Source organism: Kribbella sp. NPDC049584 (assembly GCF_040675555.1).
GTDB lineage: Bacteria > Actinomycetota > Actinomycetes > Propionibacteriales > Kribbellaceae > Kribbella.
This window is the reverse complement of record NZ_JBFAPF010000015.1, coordinates 1-22,642: the sequence shown is the minus strand read 5'-3', so window position 1 is coordinate 22,642 and position 22,642 is coordinate 1. Positions and strand designations below refer to the sequence as shown.

The 22,642-nt window shown below is 67.2% G+C and carries 22 protein-coding genes; 14 read left to right on the top strand and 8 right to left on the bottom strand.

The features are described from left to right. Window positions 1-29: 29 nt before the first annotated feature. A complete protein-coding gene (locus tag AB0J62_RS37010) occupies window positions 30-296 on the bottom strand; it encodes a hypothetical protein (RefSeq protein ID WP_363881614.1) in 267 nt (88 codons plus the stop codon). Window positions 297-608: 312 nt separating this feature from the next. Between AB0J62_RS37010 and secD the strand changes: the two genes are divergently transcribed. The 3 genes from secD (at window position 609) to ligD (ending at window position 5,967) form a co-directional block, all read left to right on the top strand. Beyond that, window positions 609-2,909, top strand: a complete 2,301-nt coding sequence (secD, locus tag AB0J62_RS37005) for a protein translocase subunit SecD (RefSeq protein WP_363881612.1) — start codon at window positions 609-611, stop codon at window positions 2,907-2,909. A gap of 86 nt (window positions 2,910-2,995) precedes the next feature. Then, complete coding sequence (locus AB0J62_RS37000) at window positions 2,996-4,993, top strand: ATP-dependent DNA helicase (RefSeq protein ID WP_363881610.1); 1,998 nt, start codon at window positions 2,996-2,998, stop codon at window positions 4,991-4,993. Then, window positions 4,990-5,967 (top strand): non-homologous end-joining DNA ligase, encoded by a 978-nt coding sequence (ligD, locus tag AB0J62_RS36995; RefSeq protein WP_363881608.1) that lies wholly within the window; start codon window positions 4,990-4,992, stop codon window positions 5,965-5,967. The genes AB0J62_RS37000 and ligD overlap by 4 nt, the downstream gene beginning before the upstream one ends. Window positions 5,968-6,125: 158 nt before the next feature. Here the strand turns inward: ligD and AB0J62_RS36990 are convergent, their stop codons facing one another. After that, on the bottom strand, window positions 6,126-6,635 hold the full coding sequence (locus AB0J62_RS36990; protein WP_363881606.1) for a glutathione peroxidase: 510 nt from the start codon (window positions 6,633-6,635) through the stop codon (window positions 6,126-6,128). A 48-nt stretch (window positions 6,636-6,683) separates the two neighbouring features. Beyond that, window positions 6,684-7,457 (bottom strand): transcriptional repressor LexA, encoded by a 774-nt coding sequence (gene lexA / locus AB0J62_RS36985; protein WP_363881603.1) that lies wholly within the window; start codon window positions 7,455-7,457, stop codon window positions 6,684-6,686. Window positions 7,458-7,825: 368 nt separating this feature from the next. On the opposite strand from lexA, the gene AB0J62_RS36980 reads away from it, so the two are divergent. Continuing rightward, window positions 7,826-8,341 carry a LysM peptidoglycan-binding domain-containing protein gene (locus AB0J62_RS36980; protein WP_363881601.1) on the top strand — a complete coding sequence of 172 codons (516 nt, stop codon included), beginning with the start codon at window positions 7,826-7,828 and terminating at the stop codon, window positions 8,339-8,341. Here AB0J62_RS36980 and ubiG read toward each other — a convergent pair. Further along, window positions 8,301-9,110 carry a bifunctional 2-polyprenyl-6-hydroxyphenol methylase/3-demethylubiquinol 3-O-methyltransferase UbiG gene (ubiG, locus tag AB0J62_RS36975; protein ID WP_363881599.1) on the bottom strand — a complete coding sequence of 270 codons (810 nt, stop codon included), beginning with the start codon at window positions 9,108-9,110 and terminating at the stop codon, window positions 8,301-8,303. The two genes, AB0J62_RS36980 and ubiG, sit on opposite strands and share 41 nt — an antisense overlap. Continuing rightward, window positions 9,100-9,666, bottom strand: a complete 567-nt coding sequence (locus AB0J62_RS36970; protein WP_363881596.1) for a GNAT family N-acetyltransferase — start codon at window positions 9,664-9,666, stop codon at window positions 9,100-9,102. Before AB0J62_RS36970 ends, ubiG begins: the two co-directional genes overlap by 11 nt. A 75-nt stretch (window positions 9,667-9,741) precedes the next feature. On the opposite strand from AB0J62_RS36970, the gene AB0J62_RS36965 reads away from it, so the two are divergent. Beyond that, window positions 9,742-10,332 carry a TetR family transcriptional regulator gene (locus AB0J62_RS36965; RefSeq protein WP_363881594.1) on the top strand — a complete coding sequence of 197 codons (591 nt, stop codon included), beginning with the start codon at window positions 9,742-9,744 and terminating at the stop codon, window positions 10,330-10,332. Here AB0J62_RS36965 and AB0J62_RS36960 read toward each other — a convergent pair. Next, window positions 10,325-11,275: a nucleoside hydrolase gene (locus AB0J62_RS36960; RefSeq protein ID WP_363881591.1), complete on the bottom strand. Its 951-nt coding sequence runs from the start codon at window positions 11,273-11,275 to the stop codon at window positions 10,325-10,327. The two genes, AB0J62_RS36965 and AB0J62_RS36960, sit on opposite strands and share 8 nt — an antisense overlap. 84 nt (window positions 11,276-11,359) lie before the next feature. Between AB0J62_RS36960 and AB0J62_RS36955 the strand changes: the two genes are divergently transcribed. From AB0J62_RS36955 to AB0J62_RS36945, 3 genes are all read left to right on the top strand, one after another. Further along, window positions 11,360-12,139: a glycerophosphodiester phosphodiesterase family protein gene (locus AB0J62_RS36955; protein WP_363881589.1), complete on the top strand. Its 780-nt coding sequence runs from the start codon at window positions 11,360-11,362 to the stop codon at window positions 12,137-12,139. A gap of 335 nt (window positions 12,140-12,474) precedes the next feature. Continuing rightward, complete coding sequence (gene nrdR, locus AB0J62_RS36950) at window positions 12,475-12,969, top strand: transcriptional regulator NrdR (RefSeq protein ID WP_134111681.1); 495 nt, start codon at window positions 12,475-12,477, stop codon at window positions 12,967-12,969. 111 nt (window positions 12,970-13,080) lie between these two features. Further along, window positions 13,081-16,002 (top strand): vitamin B12-dependent ribonucleotide reductase, encoded by a 2,922-nt coding sequence (locus AB0J62_RS36945; protein ID WP_363881586.1) that lies wholly within the window; start codon window positions 13,081-13,083, stop codon window positions 16,000-16,002. A gap of 158 nt (window positions 16,003-16,160) precedes the next feature. Here AB0J62_RS36945 and AB0J62_RS36940 read toward each other — a convergent pair whose 3' ends face one another. Further along, window positions 16,161-16,985, bottom strand: a complete 825-nt coding sequence (locus tag AB0J62_RS36940) for an aldo/keto reductase (protein WP_363881584.1) — start codon at window positions 16,983-16,985, stop codon at window positions 16,161-16,163. A 211-nt stretch (window positions 16,986-17,196) separates the two neighbouring features. Between AB0J62_RS36940 and AB0J62_RS36935 the strand changes: the two genes are divergently transcribed. After that, window positions 17,197-17,826 (top strand): hypothetical protein, encoded by a 630-nt coding sequence (locus AB0J62_RS36935; RefSeq protein WP_130449426.1) that lies wholly within the window; start codon window positions 17,197-17,199, stop codon window positions 17,824-17,826. A 231-nt stretch (window positions 17,827-18,057) separates the two neighbouring features. Beyond that, window positions 18,058-19,023: a hypothetical protein gene (locus AB0J62_RS36930; protein ID WP_363881581.1), complete on the top strand. Its 966-nt coding sequence runs from the start codon at window positions 18,058-18,060 to the stop codon at window positions 19,021-19,023. Window positions 19,024-19,082: 59 nt separating this feature from the next. Here AB0J62_RS36930 and AB0J62_RS36925 read toward each other — a convergent pair whose 3' ends face one another. Next, complete coding sequence (locus AB0J62_RS36925) at window positions 19,083-19,376, bottom strand: hypothetical protein (protein ID WP_363881579.1); 294 nt, start codon at window positions 19,374-19,376, stop codon at window positions 19,083-19,085. Between the two features lie 140 nt (window positions 19,377-19,516). On the opposite strand from AB0J62_RS36925, the gene AB0J62_RS36920 reads away from it, so the two are divergent. The 4 genes from AB0J62_RS36920 to AB0J62_RS36905 all read left to right on the top strand — a co-directional run bounded on the left by AB0J62_RS36920 (window position 19,517) and on the right by AB0J62_RS36905 (window position 21,802). Further along, a complete protein-coding gene (locus AB0J62_RS36920) occupies window positions 19,517-19,870 on the top strand; it encodes an XRE family transcriptional regulator (protein ID WP_363881577.1) in 354 nt (117 codons plus the stop codon). Window positions 19,871-19,921: 51 nt separating this feature from the next. Then, complete coding sequence (locus tag AB0J62_RS36915; RefSeq protein WP_363881575.1) at window positions 19,922-20,125, top strand: KTSC domain-containing protein; 204 nt, start codon at window positions 19,922-19,924, stop codon at window positions 20,123-20,125. A 68-nt stretch (window positions 20,126-20,193) separates the two neighbouring features. Continuing rightward, window positions 20,194-20,421 carry a hypothetical protein gene (locus AB0J62_RS36910; RefSeq protein WP_363881573.1) on the top strand — a complete coding sequence of 76 codons (228 nt, stop codon included), beginning with the start codon at window positions 20,194-20,196 and terminating at the stop codon, window positions 20,419-20,421. Between the two features lie 67 nt (window positions 20,422-20,488). Further along, window positions 20,489-21,802, top strand: coding sequence for a serine hydrolase domain-containing protein (locus AB0J62_RS36905; RefSeq protein WP_363881571.1), 1,314 nt, complete (start codon window positions 20,489-20,491; stop codon window positions 21,800-21,802). Window positions 21,803-22,642: the final 840 nt, after the last annotated feature.

Below are 22,642 nucleotides of genomic sequence, written 5' to 3'. Positions count from 1 at the left end.
TGCCACCCGCACCGGGTCCAGCGCCTAGGTCATTCCTCCCACTGGAACTGCCAGCCCGGAGCGCAGGGCCACTCCGGCGCACAGGTCGAGTTCGGATCCCGGTACCAGACGTCGGACACCGCGTACCCGTAATGCCGGAACACGTTGTGCTTCTGAATGCACTCGTCCTGGGTCGCGCAGGTGACGGTGTGGATGCTCTGCGTCTGCGCCTGCGCCACCGTTGCCCCACCGGCAACCACAGCCATCACACCCACCGCAGCCGTACCCATCGCAACCATTCGCCCGATCGATCTCATGAAGCATCCGCCTTCCACATCGAACATATCGTTGCCTTATGCAACGCATCTTCACGCTAGTGCCGTCCTGGAAAGCCGGACGAACGATTCGATCCCAACCGGATCCCGGTCATTAAACGGATGCCGTGGGCAACGGGTGGCACCGGCAAACCTCGGCGACGGCCAGGGGAGCGGACCAGCACCCGCGACCCAGTCGCTTGTGCATTTGTTCGTCGTACGGCTTGAATGGGTTCGTACACTGTGCGTCCACGCTTGCGTGGGTGCTCTCTGTCACGACATCCGCACCGCGGGTGCCCACCTCCGGAGGCTTCGGTGAACCGGTCGTCCCTTGTCCGTGCACTCCTCGCGTTCTTGGTCCTCGCGGCGTCGACGTACGTCACGCTGACCGCGAAACCACAGCTCGGTCTCGACCTGCGCGGCGGGACGCAGATCGTGCTCGAGGCCAAGGACTCTCCGACGGTCAAGGCGACCAAGGAGACCACCGACAAGGCCACCCAGGTGCTGCACCGGCGGATCGACGCGCTCGGGGTCAGCGAGCCGAACGTGACCCGCCAGGGCGAGAACCGGATCATCGTCGAGCTGCCTGGCGTGCAGGATCCGCGCGAGGCCGCGAAGGTGATCGGCAAGACCGCGCAGCTGACGTTCCATGAGGTCCTCGACCAGGTGGCGCAGAAGCCTGCCAAGCCGGCGGCAGGCGACCTCTATCTGCCCAGCGAGAGCGGTCAGGGCTTCCTGAAGCTCGCCAAACCCGCGATGACCGGCGAGCTCGTGTCCGGCGCGGAGGGCCGGCTCGACCCGCAGCAGGTCGCGCAGGGCTGGTTCGTCGAGATGAACTTCAAGGGCGACGGCGGCAAGATCTGGTCGTCGATCACTGGCAAGGCCGCGTGCAACCCGGTGAACACTGCGCCGCGGCTGATCGCGATCGTGCTGGACAACGAGATCATCAGCTCGCCGCAGGTCGACCCGAACGGCGGCAACCAGCTCTGCAACGTCGGTATCACCGGCGGCAGCACGACGATCTCGGGCGCCTTCACCGAGGAAGAGGCAAAGGATCTCGCCGCGCTGATCTCCGGCGGGGCGCTGCCCGTCCCGGTCCAGGTGATCGACCAGCGGACGGTCGGCCCGTCGCTCGGCCAGGACGCGATCCAGGCCAGCGCCCTCGCCGCGATGATCGGCCTCGCGCTGACCGCGCTGTTCATCGTCGTGGTCTATCGCCTCGTCGGACTGATGGCGGTCGTCGGCCTCCTGGGGTACGCCGCGATGTCGTACGCCGCCCTGACCGCGCTCGGAGCAACCCTGACGTTGCCCGGCCTGGCCGGCTTCGTGCTGGCGATCGGCATGGCCGTCGACGCCAACGTGCTGGTCTTCGAACGTGCCCGCGAGGATTACATAGCCGGCCGGACCGACGGCCTGCGCAGATCGCTCCGCAGCGGCTTCCAGAACGCCCTGTCCGCGATCGCCGACTCCAACATCACCACGCTGCTCGCGGCTGGTCTGCTCTTCTTCCTGGCAGCCGGTCCGGTCCGCGGGTTCGGCGTCACCCTGTCGATCGGCGTACTCGCATCGATGCTGTCCGCGCTCGTCGTGACGCGAGTGCTCGCCGAATTCGCGGTGTCGCGCGGCTTCGTACTGCGGCGCCCGCGCCTGAGCGGAATCGCCGGCCACGGCAAGGTCCGGACCTGGCTGGAGTCGAGGCAGCCGGCGTTGATGAAGCACAGCCGCCGCTGGCTGGTGATCACAGCCGTCGCGATCATCGTGAGCGTTGCCGGCGTCGCCGTACGCGGCCTCAACCTCGGCATCGAGTTCACCGGCGGCCGGCTGATCGAGGTCAGTACGACGCAACCGGTCACGCCCGACCAGGCACGTGCCGCGGTGGGCGAAGCGGGGTACCCGACCGCGGTCGTGCAGGCATCCGGGACCGACGACATCACCGTCCGGACCGGGACGATCAGCGATGACGAAGCCGAGAAGATCAAGGAGTCGATCTCGCGGATCGGTGGCGGCGCCGAGGTGATCCGCAACGAGAGCATCGGCCCGTCGCTCGGTGAGGAACTGCGCAACAAGGGCCTGATCGCGCTGGGCATCGCCCTGCTGGCCCAGTTGGCCTACCTCGCCGCTCGGTTCCGCTGGACCTTCGGCGCGGGCGCAGTGCTCGCGCTCGTGCAGAACGTCGCGGTGGTGGTCGGCGTCTTCGCCTGGACCGGGAAGCCGATCGACGGCATCTTCCTGGCCGCGATCCTGACGATCATCGGCTACACGGTGAACGACTCGGTCGTCGTGTTCGACCGGATCCGGGAGACCCGCAACGCCCGCGCCACCGAGAACCTCGGCAAGGTCATCGACACCGCGATCGTCAACGTCCTGCCGCGGACGATCAACACCGGTATCTCGACCCTGTTCATCCTCAGCGCACTGCTGTTCCTGGGCGGCGATTCGCTGGCCGACTTCGCCCTGGCGCTGCTGCTGGGCATCCTGGTCGGCACCTACTCGTCGAACCTCACCGCAGCGCCGCTTCTGCTCGAGCTCGAACGCCGCTACCCGGCCCCGCCGCCCCGCCCTAAGCGGCCCCAGGTCGACCGCGACGCCCAACCAGACCGCGGCGCCGTCGTGTAACCCGAGGTACCAGGCGCGGTACCAGGCGGGGTTATCCACACCCCCGCCCGCCGGACCGGAAATCTGTCGGTCCGTCGGGCTAGGGTGTGGCGGTGGGTGTTGATGTGCGGGAACTGCTGGAAGCTGCCGTGGCCGGGATCGCCGGTCAGACCCGGCCGGGGCAGGTGGAGATGGCGCAAGCCGTGGACACCGCAATGCACGACGGATCGCATCTGCTCGTGCAGGCCGGCACCGGCACCGGCAAGTCCCTCGGGTACCTCGTGCCCGCGCTGCTGCACGCGATCGAGGACCGCCGCGTGGTCGTCTCCACCGCCACGCTCGCGCTGCAGTCGCAGCTCGTCGATCGTGATGTCCCGGCGCTCCTCGACGCGACCGAGAAGCTCCTCCCGCGCAGACCGAAGTACGCGATCCAGAAGGGGCGGAACAACTACGCCTGCCTGCACCGGATCCGCGAGGGCGCGCCGGACGACGACGGGATGCTCGTCGACGTGCCGCCGCCCGGTGAGGTCGGCCGCCAGGTCATCGAGCTCCGCGACTGGGCCGAGCAGCAGCTGGCCGACGGCGAGGCCGGCGACCGCGACCACGCGCCCTCCCACCAATACCAGGCCTGGCAGCAGGTGGCGATCGCCGCGCGCGAGTGCCTCGGCGCGCAGAAGTGCCCGTACGGCGAGGAGTGCTTCGCCGAGAAGGCCAAAGAACACGCCCGCAAGGCCGACATCGTCATCACCAACCACGCACTGCTGTCGATCGACGCCTTCGAGAACCGGACCGTCCTGCCCGAGCACGACGTCGTGATCGTCGACGAGGCGCACGAGCTGCCCGCCCGGGTCACGGGTGCCGCGGGTGACGAGCTGTCGCCGCAGATGGTCGAGCGCGCCGCCAAGCGGGGCCGCCGGTTCGTGGACGACGACAAGGCCGACGACCTGATCGACGCCTCCGACGCCCTCCGCGCGGCCCTCGACGGCACCCGCGAGGGGCGGATCGAGGCATCGAACGGCCCGGTCCTCGAGGCCGCGGCCCTGGTCCGCGACGCCGCTCGCGCGATGTACTCCGACCTGAACAAGAAGTCCGACGACAAGGACGATGACCCGGACGGCGCCAAGCGGCAGTCCAAGGGTGCGGTCAAGGAGATCTTCGACGTCGCCGAACGGGTCGCCGCGCTGAGCGATCTCGACGTCGTCTGGATGATCGACCGCGACCGCTTCGGCCGCGAGCTCCGGATCGCCCCGCTGACCGTGGCCGGGCTGCTGCGCGAGCTGGTACTGCGCGACCGCACGGCCATCCTCACCTCCGCGACGCTGACGCTCGGCGGTGACTTCGACGCGATCGCCCGCCAGGTCGGTCTCCGGCCCGCGGACAAGCTCGCTGACGACGACGAGATGCCGGAGATCGACTCCGACGACGAGACGGCCCCGCTGCCGTGGCGCGGCCTCGACGTCGGCTCCCCGTTCGAGTACGAGAAGCAGGCGATTCTGTACGTCGCGAAGCACCTGCCGCCGCCGCACCGTGACGGGCTGGGCAAGAAGCAGTTCGACGAGATCATCGACCTGATCACTGCGGCGGGCGGCCGGACGCTCGGCCTGTTCTCGTCCCGTCGCGCCGCCGAGGCAGCGACAGCCGCCGTCCGCGAGGCCACCGACCTCAAGGTGCTGTGTCAGGGCGATGCGCAGCTCGGTGAGCTGGCCCGTGAGTTCGTCGACGATCCTGAGACCTCGCTGTTCGGGACGCTCTCGCTGTGGCAGGGGATCGACGTGCCGGGTTCGACCTGCAACCTGGTGATCATCGACCGCGTCCCGTTCCCGCGGCCCGACGAGCCTCTGATGGCGGCCCGTCAACGCGCGGTCGACGAAGCGGGCGGCAATGGCTTCATGGCCGTGGCCGCCACACACGCTGGGTTGCTGCTGGCGCAGGGGACCGGCCGGCTGATCCGCCGCAGTACCGATCGCGGTGTCGTCGCGATCCTCGACCCCCGCATCGTCACCCAGCGGTACGGCGCGTTCCTGCGCGCCTCCTTGCCTCCGATGTGGCCGACCGCCGATCGTGAGAAGGTGCTTGGCGCCTTGAAACGACTGCAGTCCACATGAGTCCGGCCGGTCCGCCCGTGCTGCCGATGATGGCGTCGCTGGGGCAAATGCCGTCGGGTTCGGGCTGGTCGTACGAACTGAAGTGGGACGGCATCCGCGTCATCGCCGAGGTCGACGACGGCGTGTGCCGGCTCTGGTCGCGCAACAGCCACGATGTCTCCGGCGGGTATCCGGAGCTCCTCGGTCTCGCCGAAGCGCCGGGCCTGCGCCTGCCCGCCGTGCTCGATGGTGAGATCGTCACGCTCGACGAGAACGGCGCACCGTCGTTCGGCCTGCTGCAGCGGCGGATGCACGTGCGCGATCCGCGCCAGCTCCGGCACCTGATCACCGAGGTGCCGGTCTCGGTCCGCCTCTTCGACGTGCTCCGCTTCGACGGTGAGTGGTTGCTAGAGGCAACGTACGACGATCGCCGCGGACTGCTCGACTCGCTGGACATCGGCGACCCGTTCTGGGAGACCCCGCCCGCGCTGCACGACGGTTCGGAAGCACTGGACCGGTCGGCCGCGGAAGGACTCGAAGGCGTCGTCGCGAAGCGCCGCAAGTCGCGATACCTCCCCGGCCGTCGCAGCTCCGACTGGATCAAGATCAAGCCGGTGCAGACCAGGGATGTCGTGCTGTTGGGGTGGCATCCGGGGGAGGGCAACCGCGAAGGGATGATCGGCTCGTTCTACTGCGGCGCGTACGCCGAACCCGGCGGCGAGCTCGTGCTGATCGGCAAAGTCGGATCCGGCCTGGACTTCGCGACCTTGGACATGCTCAGCGCCGAGCTGGCCGGTCTGGAGATCGACCGCCCGTCGTTCGACCCGTCGGGCATCCCGATGACCGACCGGCGGCGGGCGCACTGGCTCGACCCTGTCCTGGTCGCCGAGGTCACCTTCTCCGGCTGGGGCGGCGACGGGCGGCTCCGGCATCCGGTCTGGCGTGGATTGCGCCTCGACATCAACCCGGAAACGGTTCTCGTCGCGCGCGACTGACTGTGCAGCTGCATTTGCAGGAGGCCGCGACATGCAGGCGGCAGCAGAAACTGTTCGAAATGCGGAGAAGATTCTGAGGTGCTGCGACGCCTTCTGTTCACCTGTCGCAGGAATTCAGCAAGCCAACAGTTGCGCACGGCCCCGAATCGCGGTCAGGGTCAGTCGTTCGTTTCCCTCGACGGTGCGGGCACCGCCAGCGCGGCCTCGATCTTGTCGGCCAGCTTCTCCGGCGAGTGGGTGGGCGAGTAACGCGCGATCACCCCACCGTCACGGCCGACCAGGAACTTGGTGAAGTTCCACTTGATCCGGCCGCCCAGCAGGCCGCCCTGCTCGCGTTTCAGCCAGTTGTACAACGGGATCGTCCTCGATCCGTTGACATCGATCTTGGCGAACATCGGGAACGTGACGTGGTAGATCGTCGAGCAGAAGTTCGCGATCTCGTTCTCGTCGCCGGGCTCCTGGTGGCCGAACTGGTCGCAGGGAAAGCCGAGCACCGAGAAGCCCTGCCGGCGATATGTCCGGTAGAGCTTCTGAAGACCCGTGTACTGCGGAGTCTGGGCACACTGCGACGCCGTGTTCACCACCAGGAGCACCTGGTCGCGGAAATCGGCAAGAGACTGTTCATTGCCTTCGATCCGCGTGGCGCTGAAGTCATAGACAGTCGTCATAGCTCAATGCTGACACGACACGCCGGACTTCGCTCGCCGTCTGACATGTCAGACTCGGCGCAGAACTGTTACGACCTTTCCGAGAATGACGGCGTCCTTCCCGTCGATCGGCTCGAACGCCGGGTTGTGCGGTAGCAGCAGGATCTCGGTCTTGGTCTTCTTGAACGTCTTCACGGTCGCCTCGCCGTCGATCATCGCGGCCACGATGTCGCCGTTCTCCGCGGTCTGCTCCTGCCGGACGACGACCCAGTCGCCGTCGCAGATCGCGGCGTCGATCATCGACTCGCCCTTGACCTTCAGCATGAACAGCGTGCCCTCGCCGACCATTGCCTTAGGCAACGGGAAGACCTCTTCGATCTCCTGCTCGGCCAGGATCGGATTACCGGCGGCGATCTGGCCGACGACCGGCACGTAGACCGCGTCCGGATGCGCATCGCCCGCGCCGGTCTCGTCGTACGTCGTCTGCCGCACCGAGCCCAGCGCCGAACGGCGGGCCGCCGCGTCGACCTCACCCGGGTAGCGGACCTCGATCGCCCTTGGCCGGTTGGGATCGCGGCGGAGCAGGCCCTTCTGCTCGAGCACGCGAAGCTGGTGTGACACCGAGGAGGAGCTGGTCAGGCCGACCCGCTCGCCGATCTCGCGCATCGAGGGCGGGTAGCCGCGGCTGTCCACCGAATCGCGGATCACGTCCAGCACGCGGCGCTGGCGCGGGGTCAGTCCGGTCGCGTCGGCCGGCCCGTCGGGCAGCTCGGTCACGGTCCGGTCCGCCTTGTCCGCACCGGTGCGCTCGTCCTTGCTGGAACCGCTCGGCGTCCTGGCCATCGGTGGTTGCTCCTCGGGTCGGGCCGGTGATCACACCACCGGCCGAAGCTTGCTCGACTGTGATGACCGTAGACCGAATCCTGAGATTCTTCAAACATCTGTTCGAAGGCGTGTCGGTTCGCACGTCTGTTCGTGTGTCAGGTTATAAGCCGCACGCGGGCAACTTCGGCGTCAGGGAATTTCGCGGGCGTGTCCTGGTTGGAAGTGGTTGCGCGACGGGTGCCTGTCGGTTAATCATTCGTACAGACGTTCGATCGAACAGGTGTTCGGTCGGGTCGGATCGGCCGCTTTCCAGAAACTGTCGGAGGCGGCCGGTAGACAGGACTCAACACCGCAGGACGCGCACCGACCGAGGTCTGGAGGATCCGATGAGCACAGCAGCTCTGGCGGCAAACCGACTGGCACCACACCGCTCACCCGAGCCCGCCGTGGCGCCGGTGACGACGCCCGTGCCGGTGACGGCGCCGCGGCGCCGGCCGCGCATCGACGGTGCGACCGACTCCCTTCCGGTCCGGGCCTGCTCCGGCGAGGCGCTCGGCCGCCATGCCACGCCGACCCGTCAGCGTCCCGAGGTCGAGCCGTCCGCGCTCCGCCTGACCCGCCGCGGCCGCATGCTGCTGACCGCCGTGTCGGTCCTGATCTTCGGCTCGGCGATCGTCGTCCTGGGCCTCCGGGTCACCGGCGTCCTCGAGCCCGGTCCGCACTTCACGCACACGGTGCCGGTCCAGGTGGCGCCCGGCCAGACGCTGTGGTCGATCGCCCAGAACACCAACCCCGCCGAGGACCCGGCGACGATCGTCGAGAAGATCGCCGACCTCAACAAACTGTCCAGCCCGGCCGACATCACGCCTGGTGAGACTCTCCAGATCCCGATCGCCGGCTGACCTTGGTGGCATACCCCAGGTAGGACAGGTCGATCCGCCGGACCGGACCGATGTCCATCCGCCGACTCGCCTCGCCGAACGAGAGCTGCCCGAGTCGCATCCGCACGAAGTTCCACCCCAGTGACGCCCGACCGGCTCGTGGCCCGAGCCCGACGATCTCGCCCAACCGCAGGCCATGCCGCCGCAGGATCTCCTCGAGTTCGAGCGGCTTGATGAACATCGCCCAGGAGTGCACGCCGGAGTCGACGACCCGCGTCAATCGCCACTCCTGCAGCAGCTTGATGAAGAACAACCTCGACGCCCGCGTCCGATTGATCGTGTCGAACAGGTAGACCCCGCCAGGCTTCAAAACCCGGGCGGTTTCCGCGACAACTCGATCCAGATCCGCGAGATGCTCGAGGACGTCACAGCAGTAGGCGATATCGACGCTCTCGTCCTTCAGCGCAAGCTGTTCGCCCGCATTCACGACGTACCCGATCGTGAGTCCGTACGCCGTTGCGTGCTGCCGCGCCGTCGTGATCGAAACCTCCGACGGATCGACGCCGACGACTCGGCATCCGATGCGCGCGAACTCCTCGGCCAGGAAGCCGCCGCCGCATCCGACGTCGACCGCACGCAGGCCGGCCGGATCACGTCCGAGGCGATCGAGCACGTCGCGGAAATATCCGAACCGCGCAGGCGTGAAGCTGCCGTTCAGCGCATTCAGTGGATTCGACTCGTCCCACCAGCCGCTGCCCAGCCGGTCGTAGATCGCGTTGTCAATCGGCATCACGCCAATCGTCCTCCAGTAACGCGTAGACGTACTCGTTCGCCCATTCGCCCTTGAACTGGAGCGCGTCGATGAAATGCGCCTCCCGGCGCATCCCCAGCCGCTCGAGCAACCGAGCCGACGCGACGTTCCGATCGTCGAGCACTGCGACGATCCGATGCAGGCCGAGCTCCTCGAACCCGACCCGCAACATCTCCCGTGCCGCCTCCGCCGCCAGACCTTTCCCCTGGTACGCCGTGTGCAGCGCGAAACCGATCTCGCCCTGCCGGTCGACCTCGCTCGCCCACTTCAGCAGGACCTCGCCGATGACGGTCCCGGTCTCGAGGAGCTCGATCGCGAGCACCAGCCACTGACCCGGCTCCGTCAACTCGCCTTGCGAGAGCTTCTCCTCCAGCGCGACCCGCGTCTCCTCGCGATCGCGCACCGGCCACGGCGTGTACCGCACCACCTCCGGCCGCGAGTGGAAGGCGTAAAGATCATCCAGGTCGCCCATCCGATGCGGCCGCAGCTCCAGCCGCTCGGTCCGCAGTGGGTACGCGGGTCGGAATCCAGTCACGGCACCATCCTCGGCTACGCTGTCTAATGACGTTAGACACTACCTGTGCCCGACCACACCGGACAACGAGATTTCATGCCCAGACGCGACCCGTCGTCCCATGCCGCGGCCGGCATCACCGTGCCTGCGATCGCCGATGCCGCCCTCGCTGTTATCCGCACGAACGGCGTCGACGGACTCACGATGCGGGCGGTCGCCGAGCGCCTCCACGTCCGCGCGCCCACCCTCTACCACCACGTCCGCAACAAGTCCGACCTGCTCGACCTGGTGGCCCGCAACGCGTTCGATCAGTTCGCCGCGGACAACGCGGCGTACGAGAAGTTGCAGACCATCGACGAATGGATCGCGCTGACGAGATCCGGCTCGCTCGAACTGCGCGCCTTCTACGCCGCCCACCCCGGTCTGGCCGGACTGATCCAGTCAAAGGCCACGCCGGATCGCGACCAGGGCGACGGATCCCGCGCCGAACTCATCCGCGCCCAGATCGACGCCCTCGTCCGACTCGGCGTACGAGAGCCTGAAGCGCGTCACCTGTTCGAAGTCACCGCTCGGTGGAGCCTGGCCGCAGTCGTCGCGGAGTTGCCCGACAGCCCGGACGTGTTCACTGACGGCCTCGACCTTTTCCTGTACGGCGTGCGGGCCCGCCTGGTCGATCTGGTCAGCTGACGGTCGCGAGCCACAACTCGGCATACCGCTTGCCGTCCACCGCCGTCGCGACCTGAACCTTCGTCGGCGACAACCCATGCGGATCGCTGGTCAGATCGGCCGACCAGTCCCGCGTGTCGACGATGGTCCGCCCGCGCGACCAGCTTCCCGACAGCTCGATCCGCACCGGGAACGGCTGCGTCGTCAGACCGGACGGGTCGATCACCGCACACACCGCGCCGCCGTCGCCGATGCTCGCTCCATCGGACTGGTACAGGCTGCTGCGCTTCTCGATCAGCTTCCGCGCCAGCTCGGCCGACTGCGATCCGCTCAGCCCACGTGCCTGCTCCAGCGTGACCACCACGTCGTAGAAGACATCCAGCCCGTACATCGTCGTCGGTACGCCGAGTTCACCGGCCGCGGTCAGCACGATCGCGGCCGCCTCCGGGTCGGTCCAGATGTTGAACTCCGCCGATGCCGTCGCGTTCCCGATGCCCGCGGCGCCACCCATGAACACGATCTCGCGCAGTCCAGCTGCCGCATCCGGATACGTCCGCAGCAAGAGCGCGATATTCGTCAGCGGCGCCAACGGGATCAGCGTGATCAGCTCACCGGTCGCCGCCGCCTCCCGCAGTACGTCGCGCAGCAGCTCGACCGCATGCCGCGGATCCGTCGTCCGCGTCGACGGCGGCCAGTCGATGTCGCCGAGCCCGTCGGCCCCGTGGACGTGTCGCGCCATCCGGACCGGCTGCAGCAGTGGTACGGCGGCCCCGCGCGCGACCGGCACATCCGGCCGGCCCGCGGCGTCGAGCACAGTCAGCGTGTTCCGGACGACGTCGTCAAGTCCGACGTTTCCGCCGGCGCAGGTCACGGCCTTGAGGTCGAGCTCGGGGTGCCGAGCGGCGAGCAGCAGCGCACAGGCGTCGTCCAGGCCCGTGTCGACGTCGAGAATCACCGGCTTCATGCCGACATCCTCACATCCGGCGTTGGCCGTCGCTTCATCATCGGCTCGGCCGCCGTTCGTCTCGGCGGGCTTAGGTCCGTGCTGATGTCTCGGACCGAGTCGTTCCTCCGCGCGCCCGGCACGCAGTTGCGGATCTGGGCACACCGCGGCAATTCCTCCGCCGCCCCCGAGAACACCGCGGCCTCCGACGAGGCCGCCCGTCGCGCCGGCGCCGAGTGGATCGAGAACGACGTACGGACGACGAAGGACGGCGTACCCGTCGTTCTGCACGACGAGACGGTCGACCGCACCACCGATGGTGCCGGGCCGATCCGGTCATTCACGGCGGCTGAGGTAGCGCAGCTCGACGCCGGCTCGTGGTTCGCACCGGCGTTCGCGGGGCAGCGGGTACGCACGCTCGGAGCCCAGCTGGACGGCCTCAAGACCCGCGGCGGCAATCTGCTGCTCGAGATCAAGGGCGAGCACGTGCGGTCCTCCGTCGTACGGATCGTGCAGGAGATCCAGGTGCACCGGATGAGCGGCCGCGTGTTCGTCCAAAGCTTCGAACCGCAACACCTGCGCTGGGTCCGCGAACTCGCCCCCGAACTGCCGCTCGGCCTGCTCCGCGTCGCACTCGACCCGGACCCGGTCGCGATCGCGAAGGACCTCGAGCTGACGTCGTACAACCCGTCCGATGCGGCGCTGCAGACCCGGCCCGCGATGGTCCGCGAGCTGCACGCGGCCGGCGTCGCGGTCAATGTCTGGACGGTCGACGAACCGACCCGCTGGGACGCGCTCGAGCGAGCCGGCGTGGACGGCATCATCACCAACTGCCCGGCCGAACTCGCCGGCTGGAACGCCGCACGGTTCGCGCTCGCGGGCTGAGCGATTCGGGCCGTCCGCCGCCCTCTCACCGCCCTCATACCGCCCTCGTGCCGCCCCATCGTGGAGGCCGTAGTTTGCGCCTCGAAAGGGTCATTCCGGCGACGCCACGCGGGAGTACACGAGCCCGCGCGAGTGTTGAAACCTAGACACGCGCGGGCGATCGGGGCGTGCTTGCAAACTGTCGGAGCAGCGATCTAGGATCCCTAGATGTAGTGGTTACACGGGTGTAATTTTCCACAGGTAGTGGTTGGTTGCACACAGGTTCTACACAAGTTGTCCCCAGGCTGATCCACAACCTGCCCCCTCGGGGGCAGTCACGGGAGGAGTGATTCGTCGTGCACTGTCCGTATTGCCGGCACGCCGACTCACGGGTGGTCGACAGCCGGGTGGCCGAGGACGGCGGAGCGATCCGTCGCCGGCGTCAGTGCCCGGTCTGCGAGAAGCGGTTCACCACTGTCGAGCAGATGCAGCTCACGGTCGTGAAGCGCTCCGGCGCGACCGAGCCGTTCAGCCGGGAGAAGGTCATCAACGGGGTCGGGAAGGCGTGCAAGGGCCGGCCGGTGAATGCCGACCAGCTCGCCCGCTTGGGTCAGAAGGTCGAGGACGCGCTGAAGGGCAGCGGCTCGCCGGAGGTTCCCGCGCACGAGGTCGGACTCGCGATCCTCGGGCCGCTGCGGGAGCTGGACGAGGTGGCGTACCTGCGGTTCGCGAGCGTGTACCGGCAGTTCGAGTCCGCCGACGACTTCGAGACCGAGATCGCGCTGCTGCGGGCCGAGAAGGAGCCGCGGGGCACCGAACCGGGTCAGCTCAAGCCGACCCAACAGACGTAAACCGGGGGAACGGCAGTTCCAGGAAATTCAGGCGGTATGTGGCGTTCACGCAGTACTCCAACGGGGCGGTCCCGACAGACCGCGGCAGTAGACACAGGGCGAGGAGCAACCATGACAGAGACGGTGACCGGCCACTCGGGGTCGACCAAGCGGTCGGCGGCCGGGTTCCGCGGGCGGAAGAACGCGCCCACGGGACTCACCATCGAGCGCGTCTTCAGCACCGAAGGCATCCACCCGTACGACGAGGTGACGTGGGAGCGTCGCGACGTCGTGCAGCAGAACTGGAAGACGGGTGAGACGGTCTTCGAGCAGCGCGGGGTCGAGTTCCCCGACTTCTGGAGCGTGAACGCCTCGACCATCGTCACCACCAAGTACTTCCGTGGCGCGGTCAGCCACGACAACCGGGAGTGGAGCCTCAAGCAGCTGCTCGACCGGGTCGTGAAGACGTACCGCCGCGCCGGCGAGGAGCACGGCTACTTCGCCTCGCCCGCCGACGCCGAGGTCTTCGAGCAGGAGATCACCTGGCTGCTCCTGCACCAGTACTTCAGCTTCAACTCGCCGGTCTGGTTCAACGTCGGGACGTCCTCGCCGCAGCAGGTGTCGGCCTGCTTCATCCTCGCCGTGGACGACTCGATGGAGTCGATCCTGAACTGGTACAAGGAAGAGGGCCTGATCTTCAAGGGCGGCTCGGGCGCCGGCCTGAACCTGTCCCGGATCCGCTCGTCGAAGGAGCTGCTGCAGTCCAGCGGCGGCACCGCCTCCGGCCCGGTCTCGTTCATGCGCGGCGCGGACGCGTCGGCAGGCACGATCAAGTCCGGCGGCGCCACCCGGCGTGCGGCCAAGATGGTCGTGCTCGATGTCGACCACCCCGACATCGAGGAGTTCGTCGACACCAAGATGCGCGAGGAGGAGAAGATCCGCATCCTGCGTGACGCGGGCTTCGACATGGACCTCGGCGGTCGCGACATCACCTCCGTGCAGTACCAGAACGCGAACAACTCGGTCCGGGTCTCGGACGAGTTCATGCGTGCGGTGGAGGAGAAGGGCGAGTTCGGGCTGCGGGCGCGGCTCGACAACTCGGTGATCGAGACCGTCGACGCGCGGAACCTGTTCGACAAGATCGCCCAGGCCGCCTGGGCCTGCGCCGACCCGGGTCTGCAGTACGACGACACGATCAACGACTGGCACACCACGCCGGAGACGGGCCGGATCACCGCGTCCAACCCGTGCTCGGAGTACATGCACCTGGACAACTCGTCCTGCAACCTGGCCTCGCTGAATCTGATGAAGTTCCTCCGCGACGACGACCTCTTCGACTCGGAGAAGTTCGTCAAGGCGGTCGAGCTGATCATCACCGCGATGGACATCTCGATCTGCTTCGCGGACTTCCCGACCGAGGCGATCGGCGTCACCACCCGCGCGTACCGGCAGCTCGGTATCGGCTACGCGAACCTCGGTGCGTTGCTGATGGCAACCGGCCACGCGTACGACTCCGACGGTGGTCGCGCGCTGGCGGGCGCTATCACCTCGCTGATGACCGGTACGTCGTACAAGCGCTCCGCGGAGCTGGCCGGCATCGTCGGCGCGTACGACGGCTTCGAGCGGAACAAGGACGCCCACACCCGGGTGATGCGCAAGCACGCTGCGGCCAACGACGCGATCCGGACGATCCACGAGATCGACAAGGACGTCCACAAGCACGCGGCCGAGGCGTGGGACGGCGTACTGAAGATCGGCGCGAAGAACGGCTGGCGGAACGCCCAGGCCTCGGTGCTCGCACCGACCGGCACCATCGGCTTCATGATGGACTGCGACACGACCGGTATCGAGCCGGACTTCTCGCTGGTCAAGTTCAAGAAGCTGGTCGGCGGCGGCTCGATGCAGATCGTCAACCAGACCGTCCCGCGGGCGCTGCGGCAGTACGGCTACACCGAGGAGACGATCGAGGCGATCGTCGAGTACATCGCGGAGAACGGTCATGTCGTCGACGCCCCGGGCCTGAAGCCGGAGCACTACGAGATCTTCGACACCGCGATGGGTGAGCGCGCCATCAAGCCGATGGGCCACGTGCGGATGATGGCGGCGGCGCAGCCGTTCCTGTCCGGCGCGATCTCGAAGACGGTGAACCTGCCGGAGACCGCGACGGTCGAGGAGATCGCCGATGTCTACTTCCAGGGCTGGAAGCTGGGCCTGAAGGCGCTCGCGGTCTACCGCGACAACTGCAAGGTCGGTCAGCCGCTGGCGGACGCGAAGGCGAAGAAGGCCTCCGAAGCCGACGCCGCTGTGGCTGCCGAGGCCGCGGTTGCCGAGAAGATCGTCGAGAAGGTCATCGAGTACCGGCCGACTCGCAAGCGCCTGCCGAAGTCGCGTCCGTCGCGTACGACGTCCTTCACGGTCGGCGGCGCCGAGGGCTACATGACGGCCGGCTCCTACCCGGACGACGGTCTCGGCGAGGTCTTCCTGAAGATGGGCAAGCAGGGTTCGACGCTTGCCGGTGTGATGGACGCCTTCTCGATCGCGATCTCGATCGCCCTGCAGCACGGCGTGCCGCTGGAGACCTACGTCCAGAAGTTCACCAACCTGAAGTTCGAGCCGGCCGGTCTGACCGACGACCCGGACGTCCGGATGGCGCAGTCGATCATGGACTACATCTTCCGCCGCCTGGCCCTGGACTACCTGCCCTTCGACGAGCGGGCCGCCCTGGGCATCTACTCGGCGGACGAGCGGTCCCGGCAGCTCGACACCGGTTCCTACGAGCCGGCCCCGGTCGAGGTCTCCGAGGCCGAGTCCTTGAAGTCGGTCGAGCCGGTCGAGCTGGCCGAATCGTCTGAGGTGTCTGCAGCCGACAAGCCGGTCGAGGCGGCCTCCGCCAAGCCGGTCAAGGGCGAGGCCCACACGACCGCCGAGATGCTCGAGCTGATCACGGGCACCTCGGTCGACGCGCCGCTCTGCTTCACCTGCGGCACCAAGATGCGCCCCAGCGGCTCCTGCTACGTCTGCGAAGGCTGCGGCAGCACCTCCGGCTGCAGCTGACCCGATGGCTGGTAGCTGGCTGCCGTCGTAGCGCTGTCCATGTACAGCGGCACTTGAAGAGCTCACCGCAGCCAGCCACCTCCGTAGCTGATAGCGCCACGGCCCCCGGGAACTTCCCACTTCCCCCGGGGGCCGAGGTGCGTCCGCCTGCTACCTGATCAGTGGCCGGCGTGGTCGGAGTCGGCGGGGGGTTTCGCCGTGCCGTCCAGGTCCGACAGTGCGGTCAGCTCGTCTGCGGTCAGGTTGAAGTCGAAGACTGCGAGGTTTTCGGCGAGGCGGCCGCGGTCGGCTGACTTTGGGATGGGGACGATGTGCTGCTGGGTCTCCCAGCGCAGTACGACCTGGCCCGGCGTCCGCTCGTACTTCTTCGCGAGCTCCTGCACCGTCGGATGGCTCAGGAGGTCGGTGCCCTTGCCGAGCGGACTCCACGCCTCCGTGACGATCCCGTGCTTGGCATGGAACTCGCGCTCGGCCGCCTTCGCCCAGACCGGGCTCAGCTGCACCTGGTTCACTTCGGGCGCGACGCCGGTCTCGTCGATCAGCCGTTGCAAGTGCGCCGGCTTGAAGTTCGACGTACCGATGGCGCGGACCAGCCCGGCGTCCCGGAGCGCGATCAGCCCTCGCCAGGCGTCGACGTACCGATCCTGGTCCGGATTCGGCCAGTGGATGAGCAGCAGGTCCAGATATTCGACGCCGAGCTTCTCCGCGCTCGCCTCGAACGCCGTACGCGCGCCCTCGACGCTGTGCCACTTCTTGTTGAACTTCGAGGTCACGAACACCTCGTCGCGCGACGCACCCTTCAGCGCCCGTCCGACGCCGACCTCGTTGCGGTAGTTCTCCGCCGTGTCGATCAGCCGATACCCGAGCTCGAGCGCCGTACTCACCGCCCGCTCGGCATCCGCGTCGTTCATCGGCGACGTCCCGAGCCCGATCCGCGGCATCGCAGATCCGTGACTCAAAGTGACGGTTGGGGTCTGGCTCATCCCACTCCTCCTTCGGCTGACGCTGCCCCGACACCGTACGCCGATCACAGTCCGCACCCTCCGTGCCGACCGCCCGAAACCAGCCGGATCCGCCGTACGCCGTACGGCCCGCACCGCCCGTCTCAGCCCGGGGAAACCACCCTGCGGACTGTCGGATGCGTGGTTCATGATGGTCCCGTGGGGCCTCGAAACACGTTGGAGGGGTGGGCAAATGAAGAACCGTCTGATCACTCTGGTGGACCTCGGTCTGGACAGCTCGTTCGACGCGTCGATGACGTTCGTCCAGGGCATCACCGGGAACATCAACGCAGGCTGGAACCGGCCGGTGATCGACGTGAACTTCATCCGCAGTCGTGATCACGAGACTGCCTTCTCCGCCCTGACCACCCCGTCCTCGGTCCTGCACGTGATGGCACACGGTGACCACAGCGAGGAGCCCTCGTTTCTATCCACCGACGGCCAGACCCAGGTTTCGCTCCGGTCGCTGGCCGACTGGTTTCTGGATCGCCAGTGGGGAATCGCCAGCGGTGTGGTGATCGCCGACGGCTGCAAAACCGGCATCGGCAAGTGGCAACGCGCCATCCGCGACTGCCTCCAGGACGACATCACCTACATCGGCACGAGCACGGTCATCGGCTGGTATGAAGCGACCGTCTTCTGCTCCGCGTTCTACGGCGCCCTGGTCCGCAACCGAGGCCTCGGCCGCACTCCCGCCGAGCAAGGCTGGGACGCCGCCAACCGTGCCATCCGCGCCTACGAAACCCTCACCGACCAACGCTGCCCCTACAAACCGGTCCTTCTCACCCCCTCCCGCCAGGCCCTCCGTTCGCTGACGGGCTGATCTGGTTGTCCCAGAGAGGCGGGCAGGCGCCGGCCCGTCCAGGTCGTGGGCGGCGACACGCTCCTGGCGGCTACTTTGGGTGAGGCATGTGAGACTTTTTGTGGACTCGTCGTGTGGCGCAGTCTGTGGTCTGGGTTGCCGGTGGCTCGGATGGTGTGAGGACGGGGAAGCCGTCTGACGTGCATTGGCCGACCTGCTGACCTCCGCCCGACGCGGTGAAGGAACGCGCCCATGAAGCTCGACCGGAACTCCCTCCTCACTGCTGCCGCGATCGTGCTGGTGCTGTACCTGGTGTCGCTGGTCATCGGCCTGCCGGGCTGGTCGGCCGTCGTCCTCACCGTGGTGCTCCTGGTCCTCCTGGCCGTCGTCTGGAAACAGCCCGACGAACCCCGTCCAGTCGTTCCCAAGGCGGCGCAGCCCTCCGTGGTCCTGCCGGATCCGGACCCTGTCTTCACCGGCCCGCCGTCGCGCACGGTGAGCGACGTACGGCTGCCGTCCGCTTCGCCCGACTTCCAATTCAGCTTCTCGGCCGTCGTCCAGTGGTCGACCGTTCTGTCGGGCTCGCGCCACGCGGACCTCGGCGCGGTGGCGGTCGACGCCTTGCTGGAGCGGGCGCGATCGCTGACCGCGAGGCAACAGGTGACAGAGGAGTCCCTCAACCAGCACCGCCTGGCTGCCCTTCTCGGCGAACCCGCGCTCGACGAGAAGGGCCTCGTGCGCAGCTGGGCGACCGAGGTGCGGCTGCGACTGCCGGATGCGGATCACAAGCACCTGCTGCATCTGGCCGCACTGCATCGGCGCGAGCAGACCACTCTGCTCGAACGCCGGATGGAGCAGGACAAACGCGCCTACTTGAAGGACGACGTCTTCGCCACGCCTGGCTCGGCCGCGGTCTGGTGGCTGGTCAACCACCCGGGTGACGTGGAGGCGGCACTTGGTCTCCTCGACACCCTCGCCGAGTTGTCGGCCGCGGCGAACGATCTCCCGATCCGCCGTACCTCGGCAGAGGAAATCGAACGCCAACGGCCGACCCGCGCCGAACTCGCCTTCAGCGCGGCAGTCGACGATCTGACCGACCTCGACGACTCCGAGGGCGTGGAGCCGGAACAGAACGGCGCGAAGAGCCCCACAGATGAGTCGCACCAGCGTCCTGTCCCACGGCCCGCCCCGTGCCGAGAGCAGTTCTACTCGGAGTAGGCCGGTGAGGCGGGCCGGCTGCAGGGTGGGCCCGCCCCACCGAGATCGGCTACGCATAGCTACTCGTCCAGCCAGCGGATCGTGCTCGATCCACTGTGGCCGTGGATCGTCAGCAGTGCGTCGATGCCGTCCGGCCACACAGTCGTGGTTGCGAACCGGCCGCCCCAGTGCAGCGCGACAGTGCCGTCGCTCCACTCGACTCCTTCGGCGATCACGCCCGTACCGCTGACGCCGGAGGGGTCCGAGTGGCGGACCAGTTCGAAGCAGCGTGGTCCCGACTTGCTCGCGACCTTCAGATGACGCCGCCGTGTGGCCCGCGGCAGCGTTGCGGTTCTCCCGCTGATCTCGTCCATGCGTCAAGTCAACGCGTGACCGGGTGTCCTCACCAGGAACTCAACCGGTATCCACAGCGCACAAATTCTGCCCACCGGCGGTCACCGAATCACCATATTCTGATAGCGGGGAGTAACCGACAGGCAAGGGAGCGACAAGGATGACAGTCATCGACGAGTGGACCGGTCGGCACGCGCATGCCTTGCGTACGGCGCTGCGGCTGACCAACGAAGCCTTTGCCGAGCAGCTCGGCATCTCGCCGCGCACGCTGACGAAGTGGCGGGAGAGACCGGACGTCGTGCCGAGTCCGTTTCTCCAGGAGGCGCTCGACACCTTCCTCAAACAGGCGCCGCCCGACGCCCACCTCCGCTTCGCCGCCAACCTCGGTCTGGACGAGCGCCGGATGCCGATCGACGACACCGTGCTGACCCAGCTCAACACGGCCCTCGGCGACCTGGCCCGCGCCCTCGCGCGGCTGCAGGCCGACGATCCGGAGCGATCTCGCACGGCTTGACACCGACCGGCAGACTGGGCGCCGCAGCGCGAGGTGCGGAAGGAGCCACGCATGAGGCGACGCCCGGTGAATTCGTCGAGTGTGCGGTCGGTCGGATGGTCCGACGGCACGTTGGAGCTCGAGTACGTGAACGGTTCCGTCTACCAGTACCTCGACGTTCCACAGCCGACGTACGCCGCGCTCCTGGCCGCGCCCAGCATCGGCGCGTACATCAACAAGCACATCAAGCCGTACTACGAGTTCCGCGAGATCTGAGTTTCTGTCAGGTTCGGCGCGGGCACCTGAGAAGCGCAGCACGGGGGCACGCCGAACAGGAGATGGACATGGCTACCCGAAGAGCTTCTGCGACCCGTTCCCGCGCGATCACGATCTTCCTCGTCGTCTGGCTGCTGATCGGTCTGGCGGCCGCCGCACAACGCCACTACTTCGAGAGTTCGCGGACTTCATGTGCCAAGGTCGGCACCGTGCTCGTCACGATCGTCGCCGGCCCGCTGAACTACATCGGCGCCAACCCGAAGATCGACTGCAGCGCACCCCAGCCGTCGCGGTAATACCGCTCCGGCGAGCCGTGTCCGCCGTACCGTGCCAGCACAGGACGGGATCGGGAGGGACACGGACATGCTGGAAGAGGAGATCAAGGCGGATCTCGAGAGGTTCAACGTGCCCGGCGCGAGCTGGGTGGTGATCGAGGACGGTGCCATTCACGAGACCGGCGTGGCCGGTCTGGTGGAGGCCGGCGGATCTCAGGCCGTCGCGCCGGACACGTTGTTCCAGGCCGCGTCGATCAGCAAACCGATCGCCGTACTGGCGATACTGCGGCTGGTCGATCGGGGCTTGCTCGATCTCGACGAGGACGTCAACGAAAAGCTCACGTCGTGGCAGGTTCCACCGACCGGAGCGTGGCAACCCGTCGTGACACTGCGGCAGCTGGCCAGCCACAGCGCCGGACTGACCGTGCACGGCTTCCCTGGGTACGCCGAGGGAGCCGCGCTACCCACAACAGTGCAGATCCTCGACGGCGTTCGACCGACCAACACCTTCGGCGTACGCGTCGACCTCGTGCCAGGCACACAGTTCCGGTACGCCGGCGGCGGCACGATCGTCATGCAACAACTCCTGGAAGACGTGACGGGTACGCCGTTCCGCGAACTTGCTCGTGAGCTTGTCCTGGAACCTCTCGGCATGTCCGACAGCGACTATGCCCAACCGCTGCCGCGAGAGCTCCACAGCAGGGCTGCCGTCGCGCATGACGAACGTGGTCGTCCGATCGAAGGCCGCTGGCATGCGTACCCCGAGTTGGCGGCCGCCGGGCTCTGGACTACACCAACAGATCTCGCCAAGGCAGCCATCGGCGTGCAGAGGATGTACACCGGCGCCGACGACGCACTGCTGCCGCGTGAGCTCGCCCGGGAGATGCTGACGCACCAGATCCCTGCAGGACAGCGGATCGGTGGGCTCGGGCATCTGGGACTCGGATTCTTCCTGGATGACGCCGGCCGGCGGTTCGGGCACAGCGGGGGCAACGCCGGATTCAGCTGTCACTTGCTGGCAGATCGGGACGCCGGCCAGGGCGCCGTGGTGATGACGAACAGCGACAACGGCGGCTGGGTCGTGCAGAGGGCATTCGCGGCGGTCGCCGCGGCCTACGGCTGGGAGGGGTACCCGGCTGAGGTAGATGCTCCGAATCTGCCGAACGAGGAGGTCGTGGCGCGGTTGGTCGGCGCGTACCGGCTGGACGGCAGGGTGCGGTTCACCGTTGAGCGTTGGGGGAGGGGGATCGAAGTGACGTTCGACCGCCAGCCTCCGCAGCTGTTCATGGCTCGGTCGGCGACAACCTTCAACGCGAAGGAGACTGAGTCGGGGTTCGAGGTACGCGACGGCGGACTGGTCTTCGTGCAGGAGGGAGTCGTCCTCGACTGCGTGCGGGAATAGGTGCTGGGGCCGTCGGGTTACACCTGATGCCGTCCGGTTCGTGACCCCGGGCCTCAACCTAAGCCGCTACGAGCGGCCACTCGCCGAGAGGCGTTTGCTGGACGGTGCGGTACTTGACGAGGTGGGAGCCGGCTGGCCGGCTCCCACCTCGTTGTCACCCTCGCGATAACCGCTTGTGTGGGTGCGGCATGATGGAAGTGTCGCTCGCGGAGACGCGAGTGAGTGATGTGACCAGAGGGATCTGCACTGCTTCCCTCGACACCGGTTCGCCGGCGCCGAGGACGGGTGCCGAGGAGCTCGGACGAGGGTCCGGGACCCCGATTTGCATCCGCACCATGAATGTCAGTAATGTTCTTCTTGTTGGAGCGAGGCGCAGGACGCGAAAGCGGCCGGCCCTTCAACAAACTCCCTGAAGGTCTCGGAAGCCGAAACACGCCTCGGCGGGTTTCGGACACTGAGTCGCGCAGGGAGACTGGATCGAAAAAGGCCGATTTGACCGGCTGGAAGCGAAACAGTAAAGTTGGGCGAGTTGCCCCGGAGCTTCAAACGAAAGTCTGAAGCGCGGTGTGCGTCCGATTCTTGAGAACTCAACAGCGTGCCGAAAGTCAATGCCGAAAGATGCATTAACCCCGTTCATAGGCATTGAACACTTCTCCTAGCCCTGGGTCTTTGATCTTGGGGTTCGGGTTTTGTTTTGTCTGTGACGGATTCCTTTGAAGATATACGGATGACAAGCCAGTAATGGTTTGTTTCTGATTCAAAGGATCACTCAATGTAGTCTGTTTTCCGCGATCTTCGGGTTGTGGTTGACATATAGATTTCAACGGAGAGTTTGATCCT

What these genes read in the sequence shown, in the direction of transcription:
- AB0J62_RS37010 (WP_363881614.1), bottom strand. Translation starts at nt 296, where the DNA reads ATGAGATCGATCGGGCGAATGGTTGCGATGGGTACGGCTGCGGTGGGT.
- ligD (WP_363881608.1), top strand. Translation starts at nt 4,990, where the DNA reads ATGAGTCCGGCCGGTCCGCCCGTGCTGCCGATGATGGCGTCGCTGGGG.
- AB0J62_RS36990 (WP_363881606.1), bottom strand. Translation starts at nt 6,635, where the DNA reads ATGACGACTGTCTATGACTTCAGCGCCACGCGGATCGAAGGCAATGAA.
- lexA (WP_363881603.1), bottom strand. Translation starts at nt 7,457, where the DNA reads ATGGCCAGGACGCCGAGCGGTTCCAGCAAGGACGAGCGCACCGGTGCG.
- AB0J62_RS36980 (WP_363881601.1), top strand. Translation starts at nt 7,826, where the DNA reads ATGAGCACAGCAGCTCTGGCGGCAAACCGACTGGCACCACACCGCTCA.
- ubiG (WP_363881599.1), bottom strand. Translation starts at nt 9,110, where the DNA reads ATGCCGATTGACAACGCGATCTACGACCGGCTGGGCAGCGGCTGGTGG.
- AB0J62_RS36965 (WP_363881594.1), top strand. Translation starts at nt 9,742, where the DNA reads ATGCCCAGACGCGACCCGTCGTCCCATGCCGCGGCCGGCATCACCGTG.
- AB0J62_RS36960 (WP_363881591.1), bottom strand. Translation starts at nt 11,275, where the DNA reads ATGAAGCCGGTGATTCTCGACGTCGACACGGGCCTGGACGACGCCTGT.
- AB0J62_RS36955 (WP_363881589.1), top strand. Translation starts at nt 11,360, where the DNA reads ATGTCTCGGACCGAGTCGTTCCTCCGCGCGCCCGGCACGCAGTTGCGG.
- AB0J62_RS36945 (WP_363881586.1), top strand. Translation starts at nt 13,081, where the DNA reads ATGACAGAGACGGTGACCGGCCACTCGGGGTCGACCAAGCGGTCGGCG.
- AB0J62_RS36940 (WP_363881584.1), bottom strand. Translation starts at nt 16,985, where the DNA reads ATGAGCCAGACCCCAACCGTCACTTTGAGTCACGGATCTGCGATGCCG.
- AB0J62_RS36935 (WP_130449426.1), top strand. Translation starts at nt 17,197, where the DNA reads ATGAAGAACCGTCTGATCACTCTGGTGGACCTCGGTCTGGACAGCTCG.
- AB0J62_RS36930 (WP_363881581.1), top strand. Translation starts at nt 18,058, where the DNA reads ATGAAGCTCGACCGGAACTCCCTCCTCACTGCTGCCGCGATCGTGCTG.
- AB0J62_RS36925 (WP_363881579.1), bottom strand. Translation starts at nt 19,376, where the DNA reads ATGGACGAGATCAGCGGGAGAACCGCAACGCTGCCGCGGGCCACACGG.
- AB0J62_RS36920 (WP_363881577.1), top strand. Translation starts at nt 19,517, where the DNA reads ATGACAGTCATCGACGAGTGGACCGGTCGGCACGCGCATGCCTTGCGT.
- AB0J62_RS36915 (WP_363881575.1), top strand. Translation starts at nt 19,922, where the DNA reads ATGAGGCGACGCCCGGTGAATTCGTCGAGTGTGCGGTCGGTCGGATGG.
- AB0J62_RS36910 (WP_363881573.1), top strand. Translation starts at nt 20,194, where the DNA reads ATGGCTACCCGAAGAGCTTCTGCGACCCGTTCCCGCGCGATCACGATC.
- AB0J62_RS36905 (WP_363881571.1), top strand. Translation starts at nt 20,489, where the DNA reads ATGCTGGAAGAGGAGATCAAGGCGGATCTCGAGAGGTTCAACGTGCCC.